The sequence below is a fragment of the Haloactinopolyspora alba genome (assembly GCF_003014555.1).
GTDB lineage: Bacteria > Actinomycetota > Actinomycetes > Jiangellales > Jiangellaceae > Haloactinopolyspora > Haloactinopolyspora alba.
In genome coordinates this window covers 20954-37509 of record NZ_PYGE01000011.1, presented here as the reverse complement: position 1 = coordinate 37509, position 16556 = coordinate 20954, and the positions used below count along the sequence as shown (strand labels likewise).

The following is a 16556-nucleotide window of genomic DNA, read 5'->3' as shown; positions in this document are numbered from 1 at the left end:
CTGGTGACGGCCCTTCTGCGCGTCGCCGCGGTGCATCAAGTTGTGCCTGATGCGTCCGCAGTAGCCGGGCTCACAGCCGTGGCCGCGCCTCCTCTTCAGGGAGGAGCGCTACCCCGTGTCTCAGCCCGCGACCGGCGCCGGCTCGGCGGTTCCGGGCCGCCGGGTCATCATGGTCGCCTCGATGCCGTCGAGGAGCCGGGCGAAGCCGAACGCGAACGAGAACTCCGCCAGGTTGTCGGCGGGCACGTCGAACCCGCCGTGGCGCCACACGTCGACCGTCGCCGGGTACCGGGCCGGGTCGAACGCGTCCTGCCACCATCCGTCCCCGTCTCCCCCGTCGTCGCTCGGCGACGCGGTGGCATCCGGCGACGATGACTCCGACGCCGCCGCGGCGTCGACGAAGAACGCGACGGCTCCGGCGACGGCGTTGCGCCGGCGCGCGGTGAGCCCGGTGCCGTCCAGGGCGGACAGCAGGTACTCCTTGCCGTCGGTCAGGCCCGGGCCGAGCGGTGGCTGCACGGACGCGCCGGAGTGCAGCCACCGGTGCGCGCCGAACATCCCCCGGGTGCGCTCGGCGTAGAGCTCGAGCCGGGTGCGCCAGCCCGCGGGACGCGGCTCGTCGGCGCCGGGCAGGGCGCGCTCGGCGAGGACCTCGTCGACCATCAGTGCGACCAGCTCCGCCTTCGACCCGACGTACGTGTACAGCGTCATGGTGCCGACGCGGAGCCTGCGTGCGAGCCGGCTCATCGACAGCGAGTCGAGGCCCTCCGCGTCGGCCAGGTCGACACCGGCCACGACGACGTCGTCGATCGTCAGTGCCGGCCGGCGGCCCAGCCGCGGTCCGGTGGTCGCGCGCGGCGGACGCTCGCGACCCCAGAGCACGGCCATGAGCCGGTCGGTGCCGGCCGCGTGGCCGTCGGTGGTCATCGTCGAGTCTCCCGTCGCGGCCGTACTGCTCCGGCCGCACCATGATCGTACATTCTCGTATGCCGTACGAGAACATTTCCGTATCGGATACGAGAATGCTGATTCCGCTGGTGACGGCGTCATCGGCGGCTGGCCATCCGGTCGATCAGGCCGGCCAGCGACACCGGCGCCGTGATCATCGGCCAGTGCCCGCTCTCCAGGGCGACGACGTCGAACCCGGGGGTGTCGTCGGCCACCGGCGGCTCCCCCGGGTCGCCCGTGCACACGACGTACGTGCGGTCGATCCGCTCGAGCAGGCTCAGGTCCGACGGCACCGGCTCGCGGAGCGTGGCGATCGGGTGCCCGACGGCGCGTGCCCGTAGCCACGCGCGATCCTCGGCTCCGAGGCCGTGTTCGCCGTAGAACGTGTCGAGGATCTCGTCACTCATCACCGGGACCCGCCAGCCGTCACCTTGGGCGTCGGCGAGCTGCCGCATCATCTGTTCCATCTGTGGCGGTGAGGTGTCGAACACGGACTTCCCCGGCGTCGGCAGGGCGGCTGCGACATAGACGATCCGGGCGATGCGGGCGTCGACACGGGTGGCGGCGACGGTTCCGGGCACGCCCGCGTACGAGTGCAGCACCAGCACGACGTCGCGCAGGTCGGCCGTCTCGATGGCGGCGGTGATGTCGGTCACGTGCGTCGACAGCGCCGTCTCGGGAGTGGCCAGGTGCGCGCGGTCGCCGAACCCGGTGAGGGTGAGCGGGACGACGTCGTGGCCCGCCTCGACGAGGGCGGGCGTGACACGCTCCCACGCCCACGCCCCGAGGAACGAGCCACCGACCAGAACGATCGTGGACATGCCGAGTTGCTCCTTTCGACGGGTGCCGCCGGTCTCGTCCGGGCGGCCGACGCCGTCACCGTAGAGTCCTATGTGGACGGTTTCCGTCCGGTTTAAAGTACGAATCATGTCCCGGCCCGCGACTCGCGTTCTGACCTTGCTCGAACTGCTGCAGGATCGCGGCCAGGTGCCCGCCGACGAGCTCGCCGAACGGCTCGACGTCGATCCACGGTCGGTGCGCCGGTACGTTGCCGCGTTGCGTGAGCTCGGCATCCCCGTGACTTCCACCCGTGGCCGCTACGGCGGGTACCGGCTCGCCCACGGCTACCGGCTGCCACCGTTGATGCTCAGCGACGACGAGGCGGTGTCGGCTGCCGTGGCGCTGGCGGCCGCCAGCCGCGCGGCCGCTGCGGATGTGCCGTCACCGACCGATCAGGCGCTGGTCAAGCTGAACCGCGTGCTGCCGATGCGGTTGCGGCAGCGAGTGAACGCGATGCTCGAGGTCACCGACGTGCTGCCGGACGGGCGCGCTTCGGTGACACCGGACCCGGAGGTGACGCTGACACTCGGCACGGCCGTCAGGCAGCGGCGGCGCGTGCGTATCGAGCATGTCCGGGCGGACGGTAGCGCCACGACACGCGACGTCGACCCGTACGGCCTGGTCGTGCACGCTCGGCGCTGGTACCTGGTCGGGCACGACCATCTGCGAACCGACGTGCGGATGTTCCGTGCCGACCGGATCGGTCGCGCCGCCGAGCTGCCGCATCGCTTCGTCGTTCCGGCCGGCTTCGATCCGGTGGAGCACGTGCGGCAGGGGCTCACCCTCGGTGCGTGGACACACCGCACCGAGGTCTGGCTGGACACCACGGTCGACGAGGCGCGGCATCAACTGCCGTCGACCTTCGGTGAGCTGCATGCCTGCCCGGACGGCGGCGTGGTGGTGGTCAGCGGCGTCGAGGACCTGTCCGGGATGGCCCGAGCGCTGGCGTCACTGCCGTGGCGCTTCGCGGTGCGGGGGCCGGAGGCTCTGGTCGAGGCCGTACGGGCGCACGTGGCGTCCTTGCGCGCCTCGGTGGACGGGTGAACCCCGTCGCGTCAGCTCTCGGCTCGGCGCGGGGTAGCCCGTCCACCACCAGGCGTGTGCACGCGTCACCAGGCTTGCAGGGGTGGTGACGCAGGGAATTCCATGGTGAACGTGGTCATTTACTGCTGTTCTTCGGTGCGGTCCTCGGACCAGAGGGTGTGGAAGACGCCGTCGCGGTCGACGCGCCGGTAGGTGTGCGCGCCGAAGAAGTCGCGCTGCCCCTGGGTCAGTGCGGCGGGCAGGCGCTCGGCGCGCAGCGCGTCGTAGTAGGCCAGCGCCGTCGAGAAGCCCGGCACCGGGACGCCGAGCCGCACGGCGGTGGCGACGACGTCGCGCCACGCGTCCTGGGCCTCGGCGATCTCGGCAGCGAACCCGTCGTCGGCCAGCAGGCTCGGCAGTTGCGGGTCCTTGGCGTACGCGGCGGTGATGCGGTCGAGGAACGCGGCACGGATGATGCAGCCGCCGCGCCAGATGCCGGCGACGGCGCCGAGGTCGAGGGTCCAGCCGTACTCGGCCCCGGCGGCCTGGACCTGGTGGAAACCCTGCGTGTACGAGACGACCTTGGAGGCGTAGAGTGCGTGTTCGATCTTGTCGACGAAGGCCGCGGCCTCGTCGGCGCCGAGCGCTGCTCGTCCCGGGCCCGACAGCCGGCCTCCGACGGCACGCAGGTCGGTGTGCCCGGAGACGGAGCGGGCGAACACCGCCTCGGCGATCCCGCTGACCGGCACACCCAGCTCCAGCGCGATCTGCACCGTCCAGCGCCCGGTCCCCTTCTGCTCCGCTTCGTCGGCGACGACGTCGACGAACGGCCGTCCGGTGGCGGCGTCGGTGTGCGCCAGCACCTCGGCGGTGATCTCGACCAGGTAGGAGTCCAGGCGGCCGGTGTTCCAGCGGCGGAACGTGTCGGCGATGGCGGCGGGCTCGAGCCCGGCGGCATGGCGCAGCAGGTCGTAGGCCTCGGCGATGAGCTGCATGTCGGCGTACTCGATGCCGTTGTGCACCATCTTCACGAAGTGCCCGGCGCCGTCCGCGCCCACGTGGGCACAGCACGGAGATCCGTCGGCGGCCTTGGCCGAGATGTCCTCGAGCAGCGGACCGAGCGCCTGGTAGGACTCGGGCGAGCCGCCGGGCATGATGCTGGGGCCGTTGAGCGCGCCCTCCTCTCCCCCGGAGATGCCGGTGCCGACGAAATGGATGCCCTTCTCGCGCAGCGCGGCCTCACGCCTGCGGGTGTCGGCGAAGTGCGCGTTGCCGCCATCGATGATCATGTCGCCGGACTCGAGCAGCGGGGCGAACTGGTCGATGACGGCATCGGTCGGCCCGCCGGCCTTGACCATGACGACCAGGCGGCGCGGACGTTCGAGGGCGGCGACGAACTGCTCGGCGGACTCCGCCGGCACGAACGTCCCCTCGTCGCCGAACTGGTCGACCAGTTCGTGCGTGCGCTCGGCGGAGCGGTTGTGCAGCGCGACCGTGTAGCCGTGCCGGGCGAAGTTCCGGGCGAGGTTGCGGCCCATGACCGCCAGTCCGCTGACGCCGATCTGTGCCGTTCCAGCCATCTGCTGCTCATCTCCTGTGTGCGGTGGTCGGGACTTGTCGGGGCACGGTCACCGGCCGACGGGCGCCCGCGTCGAGGCGCCGGTCGGCCGAGCACCAGTATCCCCGGTCGGGGTGCGGCCGTGCACACCTGCCGGGTGTCACGCGGGCGTCACTCGAGCGTTGCGCTCAACTCGTCCGACTGCCCGGCGACCGGCGCGCGCCCGCGGACGTGCACCTCGATGCCGTCGATGATGCGGGCGAGTCCGAACTCGAAGTCGTAACCCAGCCACTCCGGCGCGTCGGGCTCGTCGAACACCCCAGCCTGCACGACCTTCGCCAGGGCAGGGTGCTGACCGTCGGTGACCGCGCGTTCCAGGGTCCGCGCGTAGGCGGCGTCCCACTGGCCCACGGACACGCCGGTACGCGACTCGACCTGCGACAGCGAGGACGTCAGCTGCGCGTGCCCGCGGACGTAGCCGCTGAGCAACATGAGCGCGCCGATCATGTCGCCGGGGTCCATGCCGCTGTCCGTCATGGCCGACAGGCCGGCCTCCATCCACCGCAGGTGGTTGGGTCCCATGGGTGGCCCGTTGAGCGGGACCTCCAGCACCCATGGCCGTTCGCGGTACATCAGCATGGTGTTGCGCGCCCAGTGCACCAGCGCGTGGCGCCAGTCGTCGCAAGCCACGACGTCGGCCGGAGGTGGGCCGACCACGGCGTCGGCCATCAGGTCCAGCAGGTCGCCCTTGCTCGGGACGTACCGGTAGAGCGACATCGTGGTGAAGCCGAGCTTCTCGGCCACCCGCCGCATCGAGACCGCGGTCAGCCCTTCGGCGTCGGCGACCTCGACCCCCGCCCAGATGATCTGGTCCAGGCTCAGCGCCGGTCTCGGCCCCCGGGCGGGCGCCGACGCGTCGCCCCAGAGCAGGTCGACCGTGCGGTGCGGATCGCGGCGCTCGTCGCGTGCTGCCATGCACTCCCCTGTTGACGGTGTGGTCTGGCTCGTTGACACCCATCGTAGAACTGTGTACAACATATACAGAGTATATAGCGTACACAGTTTTGGAGGTGTTGAGTGATACCGGACGGAATCGCCGTGCTGGCCGAGGGCCTGCGCAAGCGCTACGGCGCGGCCGAGGCGTTGGCCGGAGTCGACCTGTCCGTGCCGGCGGGAACGGTGCACGGGCTGCTCGGGCCCAATGGAGCAGGTAAAACCACAACGGTGCGCGCGCTCGCGACGCTGCTGCGCTTCGACGCCGGCCGCGCACACGTCGCCGGGTTCGACGTGGTGGAACAGCCGGACGAGGTGCGCGCGCGCATCGGCCTGACCGGCCAGTACGCGGCCGTCGACGAAGTGCTGTCCGGGCGGCAGAACCTCGTCATGTTCGGGCAGCTGTTCCACCTCGGCATCCGCGACGCGCGCCGGCGGGCGGACGAGCTGCTGGAACAGTTCGATCTCACCGACGCCGCGGGAAAGTCCGCCGCGCAGTACTCCGGCGGGATGCGCCGCCGGCTCGATCTCGCGGCCAGCCTGATTCTCCAGCCGGACGTGCTGTTCCTCGACGAGCCGACGACCGGCCTGGATCCGCGCAGCCGCAACGGTGTGTGGGACGCCGTGCGCGCGCTGGTCGCCGACGGGACGACCGTGCTGCTCACCACCCAGTACCTCGAAGAGGCCGACCATCTCGCCGAACGGATCTCCGTCATCGACACCGGGCGCGTGGTTGCCGAGGGCACGTCGGACGAGCTGAAGTCCAGGATCGGCGGCGACCGGGTCGAAGTCGTCGTGCGCGACGGTGCCGACCTTGCCGCGGCCGCGGAGGTCGTCGGCTCGGTCGCCGCCAGCGCCGCCGATGTCGACCCGGACACGCGACGCGTCAGCGCGTCCGTGCGCGAGCGCGTCACCGCACTCGGCGAGGTGGTCCAGCGGCTGCGCGAAGCCGGTGTCGTCGTCGAGGACATCGGGGTGCGCCGGCCCACGCTGGACGAGGCGTTCCTGTACCTGACCGGGCACCGAACCGACCAGGAGGTACCCGCATGACCACCGAAGCGCCCGTACGTCCCGGGCATCGCGCTCACCCCGCACCGGCCGCTACCCCGTCGGCTCGGCTGCGCTGGGCCGTCGCGGACGGCTGGGTGATGACCAAGCGGAACATGGCGCACGTCGTCCGCGCGCCCGAGGAAGTGATCATCTACTTCACGCTGCCGATCATGTTCGTGCTGGTGTTCGGCTACGTGTTCGGCAGCGGCATGTCCGTGCCCGGCGGAGACGGGGGCGACGCCTACCGCGAGTTCCTGCTGCCGGGCGTGTTCGTCATGACCATGCTCTACGGCCTGGGCGCCACGGCCACCGGCATCGCCATGGACGTGGGGCGCGGCGTGGTCGACCGGTTCCGGTCCATGCCGGTGGCACGGTCGGCTCTGGTGACCGGCCGGAGCCTCGCCGACCTGTTCCGCGCGCTGCTCGAGATGGCGACGCTGCTGGTCTGCGGGCTGCTGGTGGGCTGGCAGTGGCACGACGGCGTGGGCAACGCGATCCTGGCGGTCGCGCTGATCCTGCTGCTGCGGGCCGCGATCACCTGGGCGGGAATCTTCCTCGGCATGCTCGTGCCCAACCCGGACACGGTCAGCGTCATCGTCTTCCCGGCGGCGTTCCCGCTCACGGCGCTCTCCAACGTGTTCGTCGCGCCGGAACTGATGCCCGGGTGGCTGAGCGCGGTCGCGCAGTGGAACCCGCTGTCGTCCACGGTGGCGGCCGCGCGCGAGCTGTTCGGCAACCCGGGCCTCGGTGGCGACTCCTGGGCGGCCGACAACGCGATCCTGCTGGCGGTGGCGTGGCCGCTGCTCCTGCTGTCCGTCTTCGTGCCGCTGGCCGTCCGGAGGTATCAGCGGCTGAGCCGATGAGCAGAGGCTGTTGCCGTCGGGCCCGCATCGAGAGACGCTGGGAGTGCGACTTGTCCGCCACGACGACCGCTGTGACGAAGGAGGCTGACGTGCGCGCACACGACGGAGACCATCTGGTGGTCGAAGGGGCGAAGGTCGGCTCTCCCCGGCGCGAGGGCGAGGTCATCGAGACGCACGGTTCGCACGGCGAGCCGCCGTTCCTCGTCCGCTGGTCCGACGGAGCCGAATGCCTCGTGTACCCGGGCCCCGACGCCCACGTCGAGCCGGCAGGAGCGTCCTCCGGACGGTGACTGCCGGGCGGGGCGGCACGGCCGGAACGGGGCCGTGCCGCGGGTGAAGAACGCCTTTTCGTGGATGATCAGCGGCTTCCGGGGTACCGGAAACGGTTCGGGCCCGGTTATTCTGCACATTCCCGACATACCCGGAGCCGCCGACGATGCCAGGACGACACGCCTCGGCCAGGGCGTCGCCGTCCTCGCCGTGGCCGAAGCGCCTCGGCCTGGCGGTGGTCGCCGTGGCGACCCTCGGCGCGGCCGGGTTGGGCGTGGTGTCGGTGGTCGAGCCCGGTAGCGGAGGCTGTGACTCGACCCTGCCGGTGACGGTGGCGGCCGACCCGGGTATCGAGCCCGTCCTGTCCGAGCTCGCCGACGGTTACACCGAGGCGCAGCCGGCGGCGGGCGACCGCTGTGTCGAGATCGACGTGACGGCCGCCGCACCGTCGGATGTGCTGCCGACGCTCGGCACCGACGATGCGCCCGACCTGTGGGTGCCCGGCAGCGAGTTGATCGCGCGTTCCAGCGGCGCCGCCAACGTCGAACGCCTCGCGAGTGTCGCGCTGTCCCCGCTGGTGGTCGCGATGCCGCGAGCCGCGGCGTCCGAGCTCGGATGGCCTGAAGTGCAGCTGTCGTGGCGCGACGTGCTCGACGGCGGATCAGGCGCGCTGGCCGATCCGGCGGCGACGCCCGAAGGGCTGGCGAGCCTCGTCGCGATCCGAACCGCGCTCGGTGACCAGGTGGAACGCGCCGAGATGGTGCAGATGATGAGTGCGGCTTCGCAGTCGGTGCTTCCCAGCGTCGACACCGCCTTCGAAACGGTGGCCGACGGCGGCCCGATCGGCGCGTTCACGGCCCTCGAACGTGACGTCGTCGCACACAACCGGGACGCGCCACAGAGTCCGGTGGTGGCGCTCTACCCGAGCGAGGGCACCCTCGCCTTCGACTATCCCGCGCTGGCGCCGGGCGGGCAGGCGAGCGGGACCGACGAGACCGTGCGTTCGGCCGTGTCGGACTTCGTGGTGTTCCTCGGAGGCTCCCGGGCCCTCGAGACGATCAAGGACGCCGGGTTTCGCGCTCCGGACGGCGCTGCCGCCGAGGTGTCGGGCATCGTCGAGGGCATCCAGGCCGGCATGCCGACGTTGCTGCCGGACCCGGAACCGGCGGCCGTCGCCGAGCTCGACCGGCAGTGGGCGGCGCTGACACTCGACATGCGGATGCTGGCGGTGATCGACGTCTCCGGGTCCATGCTCGAACAGGTCGGCGACGGCAGCACCCGCATCGAACTGACGCGCGACGCCGCTCTCGAAGCCGTGCGGCTGTTCCCCAAGTCGTCGTCGGTCGGCCTGTGGGCGTTCTCGATCCTGCAGGACCCGCCGCGCGACCATGTCGAGCTCGTCGACGTCGGCCCTCTCGACGAGCAGGTCGGCGACGGGACCACCCGCTACGACACCCTCGTGGGCGCGCTGGAGTCGCTGCCCGACCGGGCCGAGGGCGGCACCGGCCTGTACGACACCGTGCTCGCCGCGTTCCAGGAGGTCCGGTCGAGCTACCAGCCGGGCAAGGTGAACTCGGTGGTGCTGCTCACCGACGGCCGGAACGAGGACGACCCCGACGGCATCGACCTCGCGACCCTGCTGACGACGCTGACGGCACAGTTCGACCCGGCGGAGCCGGTGCCGGTCATCACCATCGGCATGGGGCCGGAGGCCGACATGGACGCGCTGCGCCAGATCTCTGAGGCCACCGGGACCACCGCTTACCAGGCCAGGGATCCGCGGGAGATCCAGCAGGTGTTCGCGCAGGCGATGATCGAGCGGCAGTGCCGTCCGAACTGCTGACCGGCCGTCAGCGCGCCCGCTCGGCGAGCTGGAGGACGTCCCGGCAGAGGCGACCGCACTGAAGGCGAACCCGGCGATCATCGACTACCACCAGCGCATTCCGCTCACCCGTCGCTCAGATCGGTCAACGGCGCACCTGATAGCGCAGGTGAAGCACCCGGTTGCCCTGAATCACCACGTCAGGATCGTCCAACAGGTGCTGCGCGTGGACCGACCCGAAGTAGCGTTTGCCGGACCCGAACACCACGGGTACGACGTCCATGCGCACCTCGTCGACCAGGCCCGCGGCAAGCACCTGACCACCGACGTCGCCGGCGGCGACGTTGACCACTCGGTCACCCGCAAGCTCCTGCGCCTTGGCCATGGCTGCCTCGACGCCGTCGACGAAGTGAAACGGCGCCTCGGGGTCCCAGCCCTCGGGTGCCGGCCGGTGCGTCACGATGACCGCGTGATCGACCTCGCCCGGAGGCTTCCCGCCCCAGCCGCCCGTCATGTCGAACACGTGGCGGCCGAAGAGTGACGCCCCGATCTGGTCCCAGTACGGCCGGATGTAGTCGTAGGACGTCTGCGACACCTTCAGCTCGCCACTCTCGTCCAACGGGACCTCACCGTTGAGGTACCAGTCGAACAGCGGTCCGGGCCGGTCGTGCTCGTCCGCGACGAAGCCGTCCACCGACACCACGTTGTACATGACCACCTTGCCCACGGGGCTCTCCTCTTCCTTTGCTTTGGGGTGCCCTCAAATTAGCGTGTCGTGAGCTGTTGCTCTTGTAAGAAATCAATCGGCCGGCAGCGGCCAGCTGTCCAGGGCGTGGCCGGGATGTTCGCGCAGGAACCGCCGCCGGACTTCGACGTACCGGGTCGGCGTGAGCCCGGTGAACTCCCGGAACTCGTGGCCGAAGTGGGCCTGGTCGAAGTAGCCTCCGCCACCGGCGAGGTCGCCCCAGTCGATCGGTCCGGCGAAGTTGATCGCGAACACGGTGGCGAAGAAGCGGTGGGTGCGAGCCAGCCGCTTCGGCGTGACGCCGATGAGCTCCTTGAACCGCTGCGCCAGATGAGTGCTGCTGACACCGGCTGCCACCCTCAGGTCGCCGATCGCCACCGCCCCTCTGCTCGCCGCGACGACGCTGCTCGTATGGCGGACCAGCCCCAGGCCGGCGGTCTCGCACAGCCGTCGCATCAGCTCCTCCTCGAGCAGCGTCAGCATCTCGTGCGGTCCGTCCGCCGTGGTCAGCCGGTCTCGCAGTTCAGCAATGGCGGGCCGGCCCCAAACCTGCTCTACCGTCACCGGCCGATCACGCAGCTCGGCCGCGGGCATCGGCAGGAACGGCGCCAGGCCCCACGGCTTGAAGTGCACGCCGACGGACCGGGTCCGGAGTGGGTAGCCGAACTCCAACGCGCGGGTGGGCATGGTGACGACGCAGCCGTCGGCGTACTCGGCCGTCTCGATGTCGGTGCCGGCGCGGATGCGGAACGGCGCCCCGAGGTTGACGATGAGCAACGCCGCCGGCATCGGCGGCAGCATCAGCCGGGCGTACGGCGCCGCACCCTCCAAGTAGTAAAGGTCGTCGATCAGCCCGTCCAGCGGCGGTCGCGGCACTCTGGACACGTACTCCATGCCCACAGCATCACCGACGCCCCGCCGGCACCGCGCGCCGGGATGGTCCAGCAACGCTGCCGCCGGCATCGTGCCGGCGGCGATCCCGGACGAGCGCCCGGCCGCGGACATGTGCGTGGGAGACGGGCCGGTGGGCGACATCCGGCGGGTTCCGGAACGTCAGCTTCTTCGGTTCTCGTGTCGCGGCGCGCCTTCCACGGCCTGTCAACTGACCATATGATCATGATTCGGTGAGTGCGCGCGACGAGACGGCCGGGACGCGGCGATGAACAACCTGTCCTGGCCTGCATGCATTCTCATCGGTGTCCTGCTCGGCATGGGCTTCGCCGCGGCCGACCGCACCGTCGACCAGCGCGAGCAGGGCACCGCCGCCGGGCCGGAAGCCGGGGCCGGCGAGGCGACTCCCCCGGCGCGCGCCGACGGCGCCGGTGCGGGTGATGCCGGTGGTTCCGGCGACGGCGCGCCGGAGGACGGCGGCTCGGGCACGACGGGCAACCCGAACAGCGACTACGCGTTGACCCTCACGTTCGACGACGGCCCGCATCCGACCTACACCCCGCAGATCCTGGACATACTGGCCGAGCACGACGCGACTGCGGTGTTCTGCGTCGTGGGCGAACGGGTGCGGGCGCACCCCGAGCTGGTCCGGCGCACGGTCGCCGAGGGACACGCGCTGTGCAACCACACGTTCAGCCACGACGACGAACTCGGCCGGCGCGATCAGGCTGCGGTCGAGTCCGAGATCAGCGAGACCAACGCCGCGATCACGGCGGCCGTCGGCCGTGACGTCGAGGTCCCGTACTTCCGCCAGCCCAACACGTACGTGCAACCGCGGATCGTTTCCGTGCTCGACAGCACCGGACACCGGCCGCTCGACTGGACCGTCGACCCCCGGGACTGGTCGCAACCGGGTACGGCGTCTATTGTTCAGGACGTGCTGAGTGAGGTTCGGCCGGGAGCGATCGTCTTGTTGCATGACGGAGGCGGTGATCGTTCCCAGACGGTGGCGGCGCTCGAGCGGATTCTCGACGGTCTCGACACGGCCGGTTACCGCTACGAGCTCCCGGGTGAGGGCGCATGACGCCACCGCTGGCCGTCATCGACATCGACGGCGTGTTGGCCGACGTCGAGCACCGCATCCACCACCTGCGTGGGCGGCCGAAGAACTGGGCCGGGTTCTTCGCCAGCATGGGTTCGGACCCGCCGTACACCGAGGGCCTGGACATGGCCGCGCAGCTCGCCGCGGATCACACCATCGTCTACCTGAGCGGCCGCCCGGAGCGCACCCGCGCGGTGACGCAGTCCTGGCTGGCCACGCACAAGGCGCCGACCGGCCGAGTGATGCTGCGTCCCGACGACGACCGCCGGCCGGCACGGCTGTTCAAGATCGGTGTGTTGAAGCGCCTCGCCGCGCAGCGCTCCGTGGCGCTGCTCGTCGACGACGACCCCGCTGTGTGCACGGCGGCGCGGGAAGCCGGTTTCGAGGTCCGGCAGGTGGACTGGGGAAGCCGGACGCCGGTCCTGTACGCCGCGCAGGAACGCCACGGCCGCACCTGACGCACACCCGAATCCGGGCGACGAAGGAATCCGGACTACGAATCGTCGGTCTCGCGTAGCTGCGCGTTGAGCCGTGCCGCCCGCCGCGTCAGGTGGTCGCGTTCGGGCAGGTTCGGCGCCGACCGGGCGGCTTCGGCGTACAGACGCGCCGCGGTGACCGCGTCGCCGTCACGCTCGTGCAGGTACGCCGCGACGGCGGCATGACGCGGCAGGGCGGGGTCGAGCTCCCCCAGGGCGGTCAGGCCGGCCCGTGGGCCGTCGGCCTCACCGACCGCGACGGCGCGGTTCAGGCGCACCACCGGGCTGTCGGTGAGGCGCACCAGCTCGTCGTACCACCCGACGATCTGCACCCAGTCGGTCTCGTCGGCTGTCGGGGCGTCGGCGTGCAGCGCGGCGACGGCGGCCTGGGCCTGGAACTCGCCCAGCCGGTCGCGGCCGAGGGCGGCCTGGAGCACGTCGACACCCTCGGCGATCAGGCGGGTGTTCCACAGGCTGCGGTCCTGCTCGGCGAGAGGGACGAGCCGGCCGTCGGGTGCGGTGCGTGCCGGGCGCCGCGCGTGGTGCAGCAGCATCAACGCGAGCAGGCCCGCGACCTCCTCGTGGTCGATCCTGCCTGCCAGCTGACGGGTGAGCCGGACCGCCTCGGCGGCGAGGTCGACGTCGCCGGAGTACCCCTCGTTGAAGATCAGGTAGAGCACCCGCAACACGGTGGCGACGTCACCGGGCTGGTCGAATCGAACCGACGAGACGGTCCGCTTGGCCCTGCTGATGCGCTGGGCCATGGTCGCCTCCGGCACGAGGTGGGCCTGCGCGATCTGGCGCGTCGTCAGGCCGCCGACCGCCCGCAGCGTGAGCGCGACGGCCGAGGCCGGTGTCAGCGACGGGTGCGCGCACAGGAAGTACATCTGGAGCGTGTCGTCCACCGCCTCGCCCTGGCCGGGCGCGGGCTCGGCATCGACGCGTTCCTCGCGCTGCCGCCGGGACGTGTCGGCACGGACGGCGTCGAGGAACTTGCGCCAGGCCACCGTGGTCAGCCACCCCTTGGTGTCGCGCGGTGGCTCGTCCGGCCACACCCGCACCGCCTCGACCAGGGCCTCCTGAACGGCGTCCTCGGCCGCCGCGAAGTCGGCTCCGCGACGGACGAGGGTGCCGATCACAGCGGGCGTGAGGGACCGCAGCAGTGCCTCGTCCACGTGCGTCACTCGGTGATGGTCTCGGGTTCGCCCATGAACGGGCGCACCTCGAGCCACTCGTGGATCGCCTTCCCGCCCGCGCCCGGCGCCGCGGACAGCTCACCGGCGAGCTCGAGCGCCCGCTCGTAGGTCTCGACGTCGATCACCATCCAGCCGGCGATCAGATCCTTGGTCTCCGCGAACGGGCCGTCCGTGACCGGCGGCTTCCCCTCGCCGTCGTAGCGGACGAACGTGCCTTCCGGAGAGAGTGCCTGACTGTCGACGAACTCGCCAGTGCCTTCGAGCCGGGCGGCGAAGTCCTGCATGTACTGCACGTGGGCCGAGATCTCCTCCGGCGTCCACTGGTCCATCGGCACGTCGTTGACCGGTGCGGGCGCGCCCCGGTAGTGCTTGAGCAGCAGATACTTGGCCATCATGTTCTCCTTCGTTGCGGTACGGCCCATCGTGGCCGTGGTTTCAGGCGCGCTGACGCTCGTCCCGCTGCCGGACCAGTTCCTCGACCGCGCTCGGCAGAGTCGTCTCGAAGTCGATCAGTTTCGCCCAGGTCGGGGTCACGACGATCCGGACCATGCCGTCGTATAGCGAACGCACCTCGGCCTCCCACGCGACCCGCTGCTCAGGTGTCATCCGGTAGGTGCCGCTGGCCTCGAAGTACTCGTCCGGGATGCCGTCGACCACGTCCAGCTCGGCGCGTCCACGGATGAGCAGGATCTGGGGTGGGTGCACCTCGGTGTCGATTGTCAGGGCAACCGCCGGGTTCTGGCGCAGGGCCGGGAGCTTGGGCGCGTTCGTCGTGGTGCACATGACGATCTGCGATCCGTTCCAGACGAACCCGATCGGGACATTGCGCGGTGTGCCGTCCCCGGCGACGTAGGCCAAGCGGGTCAGGTCCCGCGCCAACAGTTCTCGGCTGATCGGTCGGTTCAGAACCTCGGTGATCTCGTTCGGTTGCACGGCAGTTCCTTCCGTTGTCGTCAACGGTCCATCCAAGCGGATCGTTCTGGTTGGTCGCAGGTCGGCCGCGACGGGCCGTCAGCTCAGCTGCTCGGCCAGGGCGACGATGATTCCCTCGGGGCCGCGGACGTAGCAGAGCCGGTAGCTGTCCTCGTACTGCGCCACCTCACCGACGAGTTGCGCGCCGTGAGTGCGCAGGCGGGCAACGACGTCCTCAATGTCGTCGACGGCGAACATGACGCGATGCATGCCCAGCGTGTTGTGCGGCGGGTTGCGCTCTCCGGCGCCGATCGCCGCTGGCGTGAGGTATTTCGCCAGCTCGAGCCGGCCGTGGCCGTCCGGGGTCCGCATCATCGTGATGTCGCAGCGGACGCCATCGAGTCCGACGGTCCGGTCCGCCCAAGGGCCTTCGATCTGCGCCTTGCCCTCCAGCTCCATGCCGAGTTCTACGAAGAACGCAGCAGCAGCCTCGAGGTCGTCGACGACAATGCCGACGTTGTCCATCCGTTGAATCGTCACGAGGGCTCTCCTCCTTCGTCGCGCGGCCCGTCGTGGCCGCTGGTGTCCCTGGGACGGCGCCGGCACCACATTCTCGACATCCGGAGCTCGGTGGTTCGGTCTACCCATCCGGGTTGGCACGCAGTGGGTATCCAGCCCGATGCGCCCTGGGCGGCGCGTTCCTAGCGTCTTGATTACCTGAAGGAGGTGTGCCATGACCATCCAGCACATCGAAACCCTCATCATCGGGGCCGGACAGGCCGGCCTCGCCACCGGCCACCACCTCGCGCGGCTCGACCGGCCGTTCCTCATCCTGGACGGCAACCGGCGGGTCGGCGACAACTGGCGCTGCCATTGGGACTCGCTCCAGTTGTTCACGCCGGCCAAGTACGACGGGCTGCCGGGCATGCCGTTCCCTGGTGATCGGTGGTCGTTGCCCGGCAAGGATGACGTGGCCGACTATCTAGAGGCCTATGCCCTCGAGATGGACCTGCCGGTGCGACTGCAGACCCGGGTCGACCGGATCGAGGCGCGGCGGGAAGGCGGCTTCACGGCGCAGCTGGGTGCCGGGTCGATGACGAGCGACAACGTGGTGGTGGCCACCGGCACCCGGGGCCGCACGCCGCACGTGCCCGGATTCGCGCGGGACCTGGCACCGTCCATCCGGCAGCTGCACTCCACCGAGTACCGGCGCCCGTCCCAGCTCAACAATGGACCAACGCTCGTGGTCGGAGCGTCGCACAGTGGCTGTGAGATCGCCTACGAGCTTGCCGAGGATCGGCCGGTGACGCTGTGCGGCCGCTACACCGGGAAGGAGCCGTTCACGCCCGGATCGGGGGCGGATCGGATCTTCATGCCGCTGCTGGTGCTGGCCGCGAGGCATGCGCTGACGCGCCGCACCCCGCTGGGACGCAAGGTGATGCGTTATGTGCGCGGTCCGCACCATGGAGCCCCGATGGCGCGGATCAAGCGACCTCACCTGGCCGAGCGCGGCGTGCGGTGGCTGGAGCAGCGCGTGACCGGGGTGTCGGAGGACGGGAAGCCCGTGCTGGCCGACGGCACCGTCGCGGACGTCACGACAGTCATCTGGTGCACGGGCTTCGAGCATCACTTCGAGTGGATCGACTTGCCGGTCTTCGACGAGCAGGGCTGGCCACACGAGTACCGCGGAGCCGTCCAGGAGGCACCCGGGCTCTTCTTCTGCGGGCTGGTATTCCAATACTCGTTCAGCTCGATGGTGCTGCCCGGGATCGGCCGGGACGCGGCTTACGTTGCCGGCAGGATCGCGGACCGCAACCGCAACCGGTACCGGGCCGCGGCCTGAACCCATCCCCGCGATCCGCAGCCA

Annotated in this window: 18 protein-coding genes; 8 read left to right on the top strand and 10 right to left on the bottom strand. The window is 70.6% G+C overall.

What is annotated here, in order from left to right; genetic code table 11:
* Positions 1–120: 120 nt before the first annotated feature.
* Together CLV30_RS15325 and CLV30_RS15320 are read right to left on the bottom strand one after the other, a co-directional pair.
* Positions 121–927, bottom strand: coding sequence for a TetR/AcrR family transcriptional regulator (locus CLV30_RS15325; RefSeq protein WP_106538099.1), 807 nt, complete (start codon positions 925–927; stop codon positions 121–123).
* 119 nt (positions 928–1046) lie between these two features.
* Entirely contained in the window at positions 1047–1769 is a 723-nt protein-coding gene (locus CLV30_RS15320; RefSeq protein ID WP_165358688.1) for an alpha/beta fold hydrolase, read from the bottom strand.
* 106 nt (positions 1770–1875) lie between these two features.
* Between CLV30_RS15320 and CLV30_RS15315 the strand changes: the two genes are divergently transcribed.
* Complete coding sequence (locus CLV30_RS15315) at positions 1876–2832, top strand: helix-turn-helix transcriptional regulator (RefSeq protein WP_165358687.1); 957 nt, start codon at positions 1876–1878, stop codon at positions 2830–2832.
* Positions 2833–2951: 119 nt separating this feature from the next.
* Here the strand turns inward: CLV30_RS15315 and gndA are convergent, their stop codons facing one another.
* Both gndA and CLV30_RS15305 read right to left on the bottom strand, forming a co-directional pair.
* Entirely contained in the window at positions 2952–4391 is a 1440-nt protein-coding gene (gndA, locus tag CLV30_RS15310) for an NADP-dependent phosphogluconate dehydrogenase (protein WP_106538096.1), read from the bottom strand.
* A gap of 149 nt (positions 4392–4540) precedes the next feature.
* Entirely contained in the window at positions 4541–5344 is an 804-nt protein-coding gene (locus CLV30_RS15305; protein ID WP_165358686.1) for a TetR/AcrR family transcriptional regulator, read from the bottom strand.
* A 102-nt stretch (positions 5345–5446) separates the two neighbouring features.
* Between CLV30_RS15305 and CLV30_RS15300 the strand changes: the two genes are divergently transcribed.
* The 4 genes from CLV30_RS15300 to CLV30_RS15285 all read left to right on the top strand — a co-directional run bounded on the left by CLV30_RS15300 (position 5447) and on the right by CLV30_RS15285 (position 9388).
* Positions 5447–6412, top strand: a complete 966-nt coding sequence (locus CLV30_RS15300; RefSeq protein ID WP_205740967.1) for an ATP-binding cassette domain-containing protein — start codon at positions 5447–5449, stop codon at positions 6410–6412.
* Positions 6409–7275, top strand: coding sequence for an ABC transporter permease (locus CLV30_RS15295; protein WP_205740966.1), 867 nt, complete (start codon positions 6409–6411; stop codon positions 7273–7275). Before CLV30_RS15300 ends, CLV30_RS15295 begins: the two co-directional genes overlap by 4 nt.
* A gap of 89 nt (positions 7276–7364) precedes the next feature.
* Positions 7365–7565, top strand: a complete 201-nt coding sequence (locus CLV30_RS15290; protein WP_106538214.1) for a DUF1918 domain-containing protein — start codon at positions 7365–7367, stop codon at positions 7563–7565.
* Positions 7566–7711: 146 nt separating this feature from the next.
* Positions 7712–9388, top strand: a complete 1677-nt coding sequence (locus tag CLV30_RS15285; protein WP_106538094.1) for a substrate-binding and VWA domain-containing protein — start codon at positions 7712–7714, stop codon at positions 9386–9388.
* A 124-nt stretch (positions 9389–9512) separates the two neighbouring features.
* Here the strand turns inward: CLV30_RS15285 and CLV30_RS15280 are convergent, their stop codons facing one another.
* Together CLV30_RS15280 and CLV30_RS15275 are read right to left on the bottom strand one after the other, a co-directional pair.
* Entirely contained in the window at positions 9513–10094 is a 582-nt protein-coding gene (locus CLV30_RS15280; RefSeq protein WP_106538093.1) for a dihydrofolate reductase family protein, read from the bottom strand.
* Positions 10095–10166: 72 nt separating this feature from the next.
* A complete protein-coding gene (locus tag CLV30_RS15275) occupies positions 10167–10988 on the bottom strand; it encodes a helix-turn-helix domain-containing protein (protein ID WP_106538213.1) in 822 nt (273 codons plus the stop codon).
* A gap of 283 nt (positions 10989–11271) precedes the next feature.
* On the opposite strand from CLV30_RS15275, the gene CLV30_RS15270 reads away from it, so the two are divergent.
* Together CLV30_RS15270 and CLV30_RS15265 are read left to right on the top strand one after the other, a co-directional pair.
* Entirely contained in the window at positions 11272–12087 is an 816-nt protein-coding gene (locus CLV30_RS15270; RefSeq protein WP_106538092.1) for a polysaccharide deacetylase family protein, read from the top strand.
* Positions 12084–12563: a phosphatase domain-containing protein gene (locus CLV30_RS15265; protein ID WP_106538091.1), complete on the top strand. Its 480-nt coding sequence runs from the start codon at positions 12084–12086 to the stop codon at positions 12561–12563. Before CLV30_RS15270 ends, CLV30_RS15265 begins: the two co-directional genes overlap by 4 nt.
* A gap of 35 nt (positions 12564–12598) precedes the next feature.
* Here the strand turns inward: CLV30_RS15265 and CLV30_RS15260 are convergent, their stop codons facing one another.
* The 4 genes from CLV30_RS15260 to CLV30_RS15245 all read right to left on the bottom strand — a co-directional run bounded on the left by CLV30_RS15260 (position 12599) and on the right by CLV30_RS15245 (position 15229).
* Positions 12599–13756 carry an RNA polymerase sigma factor gene (locus CLV30_RS15260; protein WP_106538211.1) on the bottom strand — a complete coding sequence of 386 codons (1158 nt, stop codon included), beginning with the start codon at positions 13754–13756 and terminating at the stop codon, positions 12599–12601.
* Positions 13757–13761: 5 nt separating this feature from the next.
* Complete coding sequence (locus tag CLV30_RS15255; protein ID WP_106538212.1) at positions 13762–14172, bottom strand: YciI family protein; 411 nt, start codon at positions 14170–14172, stop codon at positions 13762–13764.
* Between the two features lie 40 nt (positions 14173–14212).
* Complete coding sequence (locus CLV30_RS15250; RefSeq protein ID WP_106538090.1) at positions 14213–14710, bottom strand: pyridoxamine 5'-phosphate oxidase family protein; 498 nt, start codon at positions 14708–14710, stop codon at positions 14213–14215.
* A gap of 78 nt (positions 14711–14788) precedes the next feature.
* On the bottom strand, positions 14789–15229 hold the full coding sequence (locus CLV30_RS15245) for a VOC family protein (RefSeq protein ID WP_106538089.1): 441 nt from the start codon (positions 15227–15229) through the stop codon (positions 14789–14791).
* 193 nt (positions 15230–15422) lie between these two features.
* On the opposite strand from CLV30_RS15245, the gene CLV30_RS15240 reads away from it, so the two are divergent.
* Positions 15423–16532 (top strand): flavin-containing monooxygenase, encoded by a 1110-nt coding sequence (locus CLV30_RS15240; RefSeq protein WP_106538088.1) that lies wholly within the window; start codon positions 15423–15425, stop codon positions 16530–16532.
* Positions 16533–16556: the final 24 nt, after the last annotated feature.

Coding starts and splice junctions, on each gene's coding strand:
- CLV30_RS15325 (WP_106538099.1), bottom strand. CDS start 927: ATGACCACCGACGGCCACGCGGCCGGCACCGACCGGCTCATGGCCGTG.
- CLV30_RS15320 (WP_165358688.1), bottom strand. CDS start 1,769: ATGTCCACGATCGTTCTGGTCGGTGGCTCGTTCCTCGGGGCGTGGGCG.
- CLV30_RS15315 (WP_165358687.1), top strand. CDS start 1,876: ATGTCCCGGCCCGCGACTCGCGTTCTGACCTTGCTCGAACTGCTGCAG.
- gndA (WP_106538096.1), bottom strand. CDS start 4,391: ATGGCTGGAACGGCACAGATCGGCGTCAGCGGACTGGCGGTCATGGGC.
- CLV30_RS15305 (WP_165358686.1), bottom strand. CDS start 5,344: ATGGCAGCACGCGACGAGCGCCGCGATCCGCACCGCACGGTCGACCTG.
- CLV30_RS15295 (WP_205740966.1), top strand. CDS start 6,409: ATGACCACCGAAGCGCCCGTACGTCCCGGGCATCGCGCTCACCCCGCA.
- CLV30_RS15285 (WP_106538094.1), top strand. CDS start 7,712: ATGCCAGGACGACACGCCTCGGCCAGGGCGTCGCCGTCCTCGCCGTGG.
- CLV30_RS15270 (WP_106538092.1), top strand. CDS start 11,272: ATGAACAACCTGTCCTGGCCTGCATGCATTCTCATCGGTGTCCTGCTC.
- CLV30_RS15265 (WP_106538091.1), top strand. CDS start 12,084: ATGACGCCACCGCTGGCCGTCATCGACATCGACGGCGTGTTGGCCGAC.
- CLV30_RS15255 (WP_106538212.1), bottom strand. CDS start 14,172: ATGATGGCCAAGTATCTGCTGCTCAAGCACTACCGGGGCGCGCCCGCA.
- CLV30_RS15240 (WP_106538088.1), top strand. CDS start 15,423: ATGACCATCCAGCACATCGAAACCCTCATCATCGGGGCCGGACAGGCC.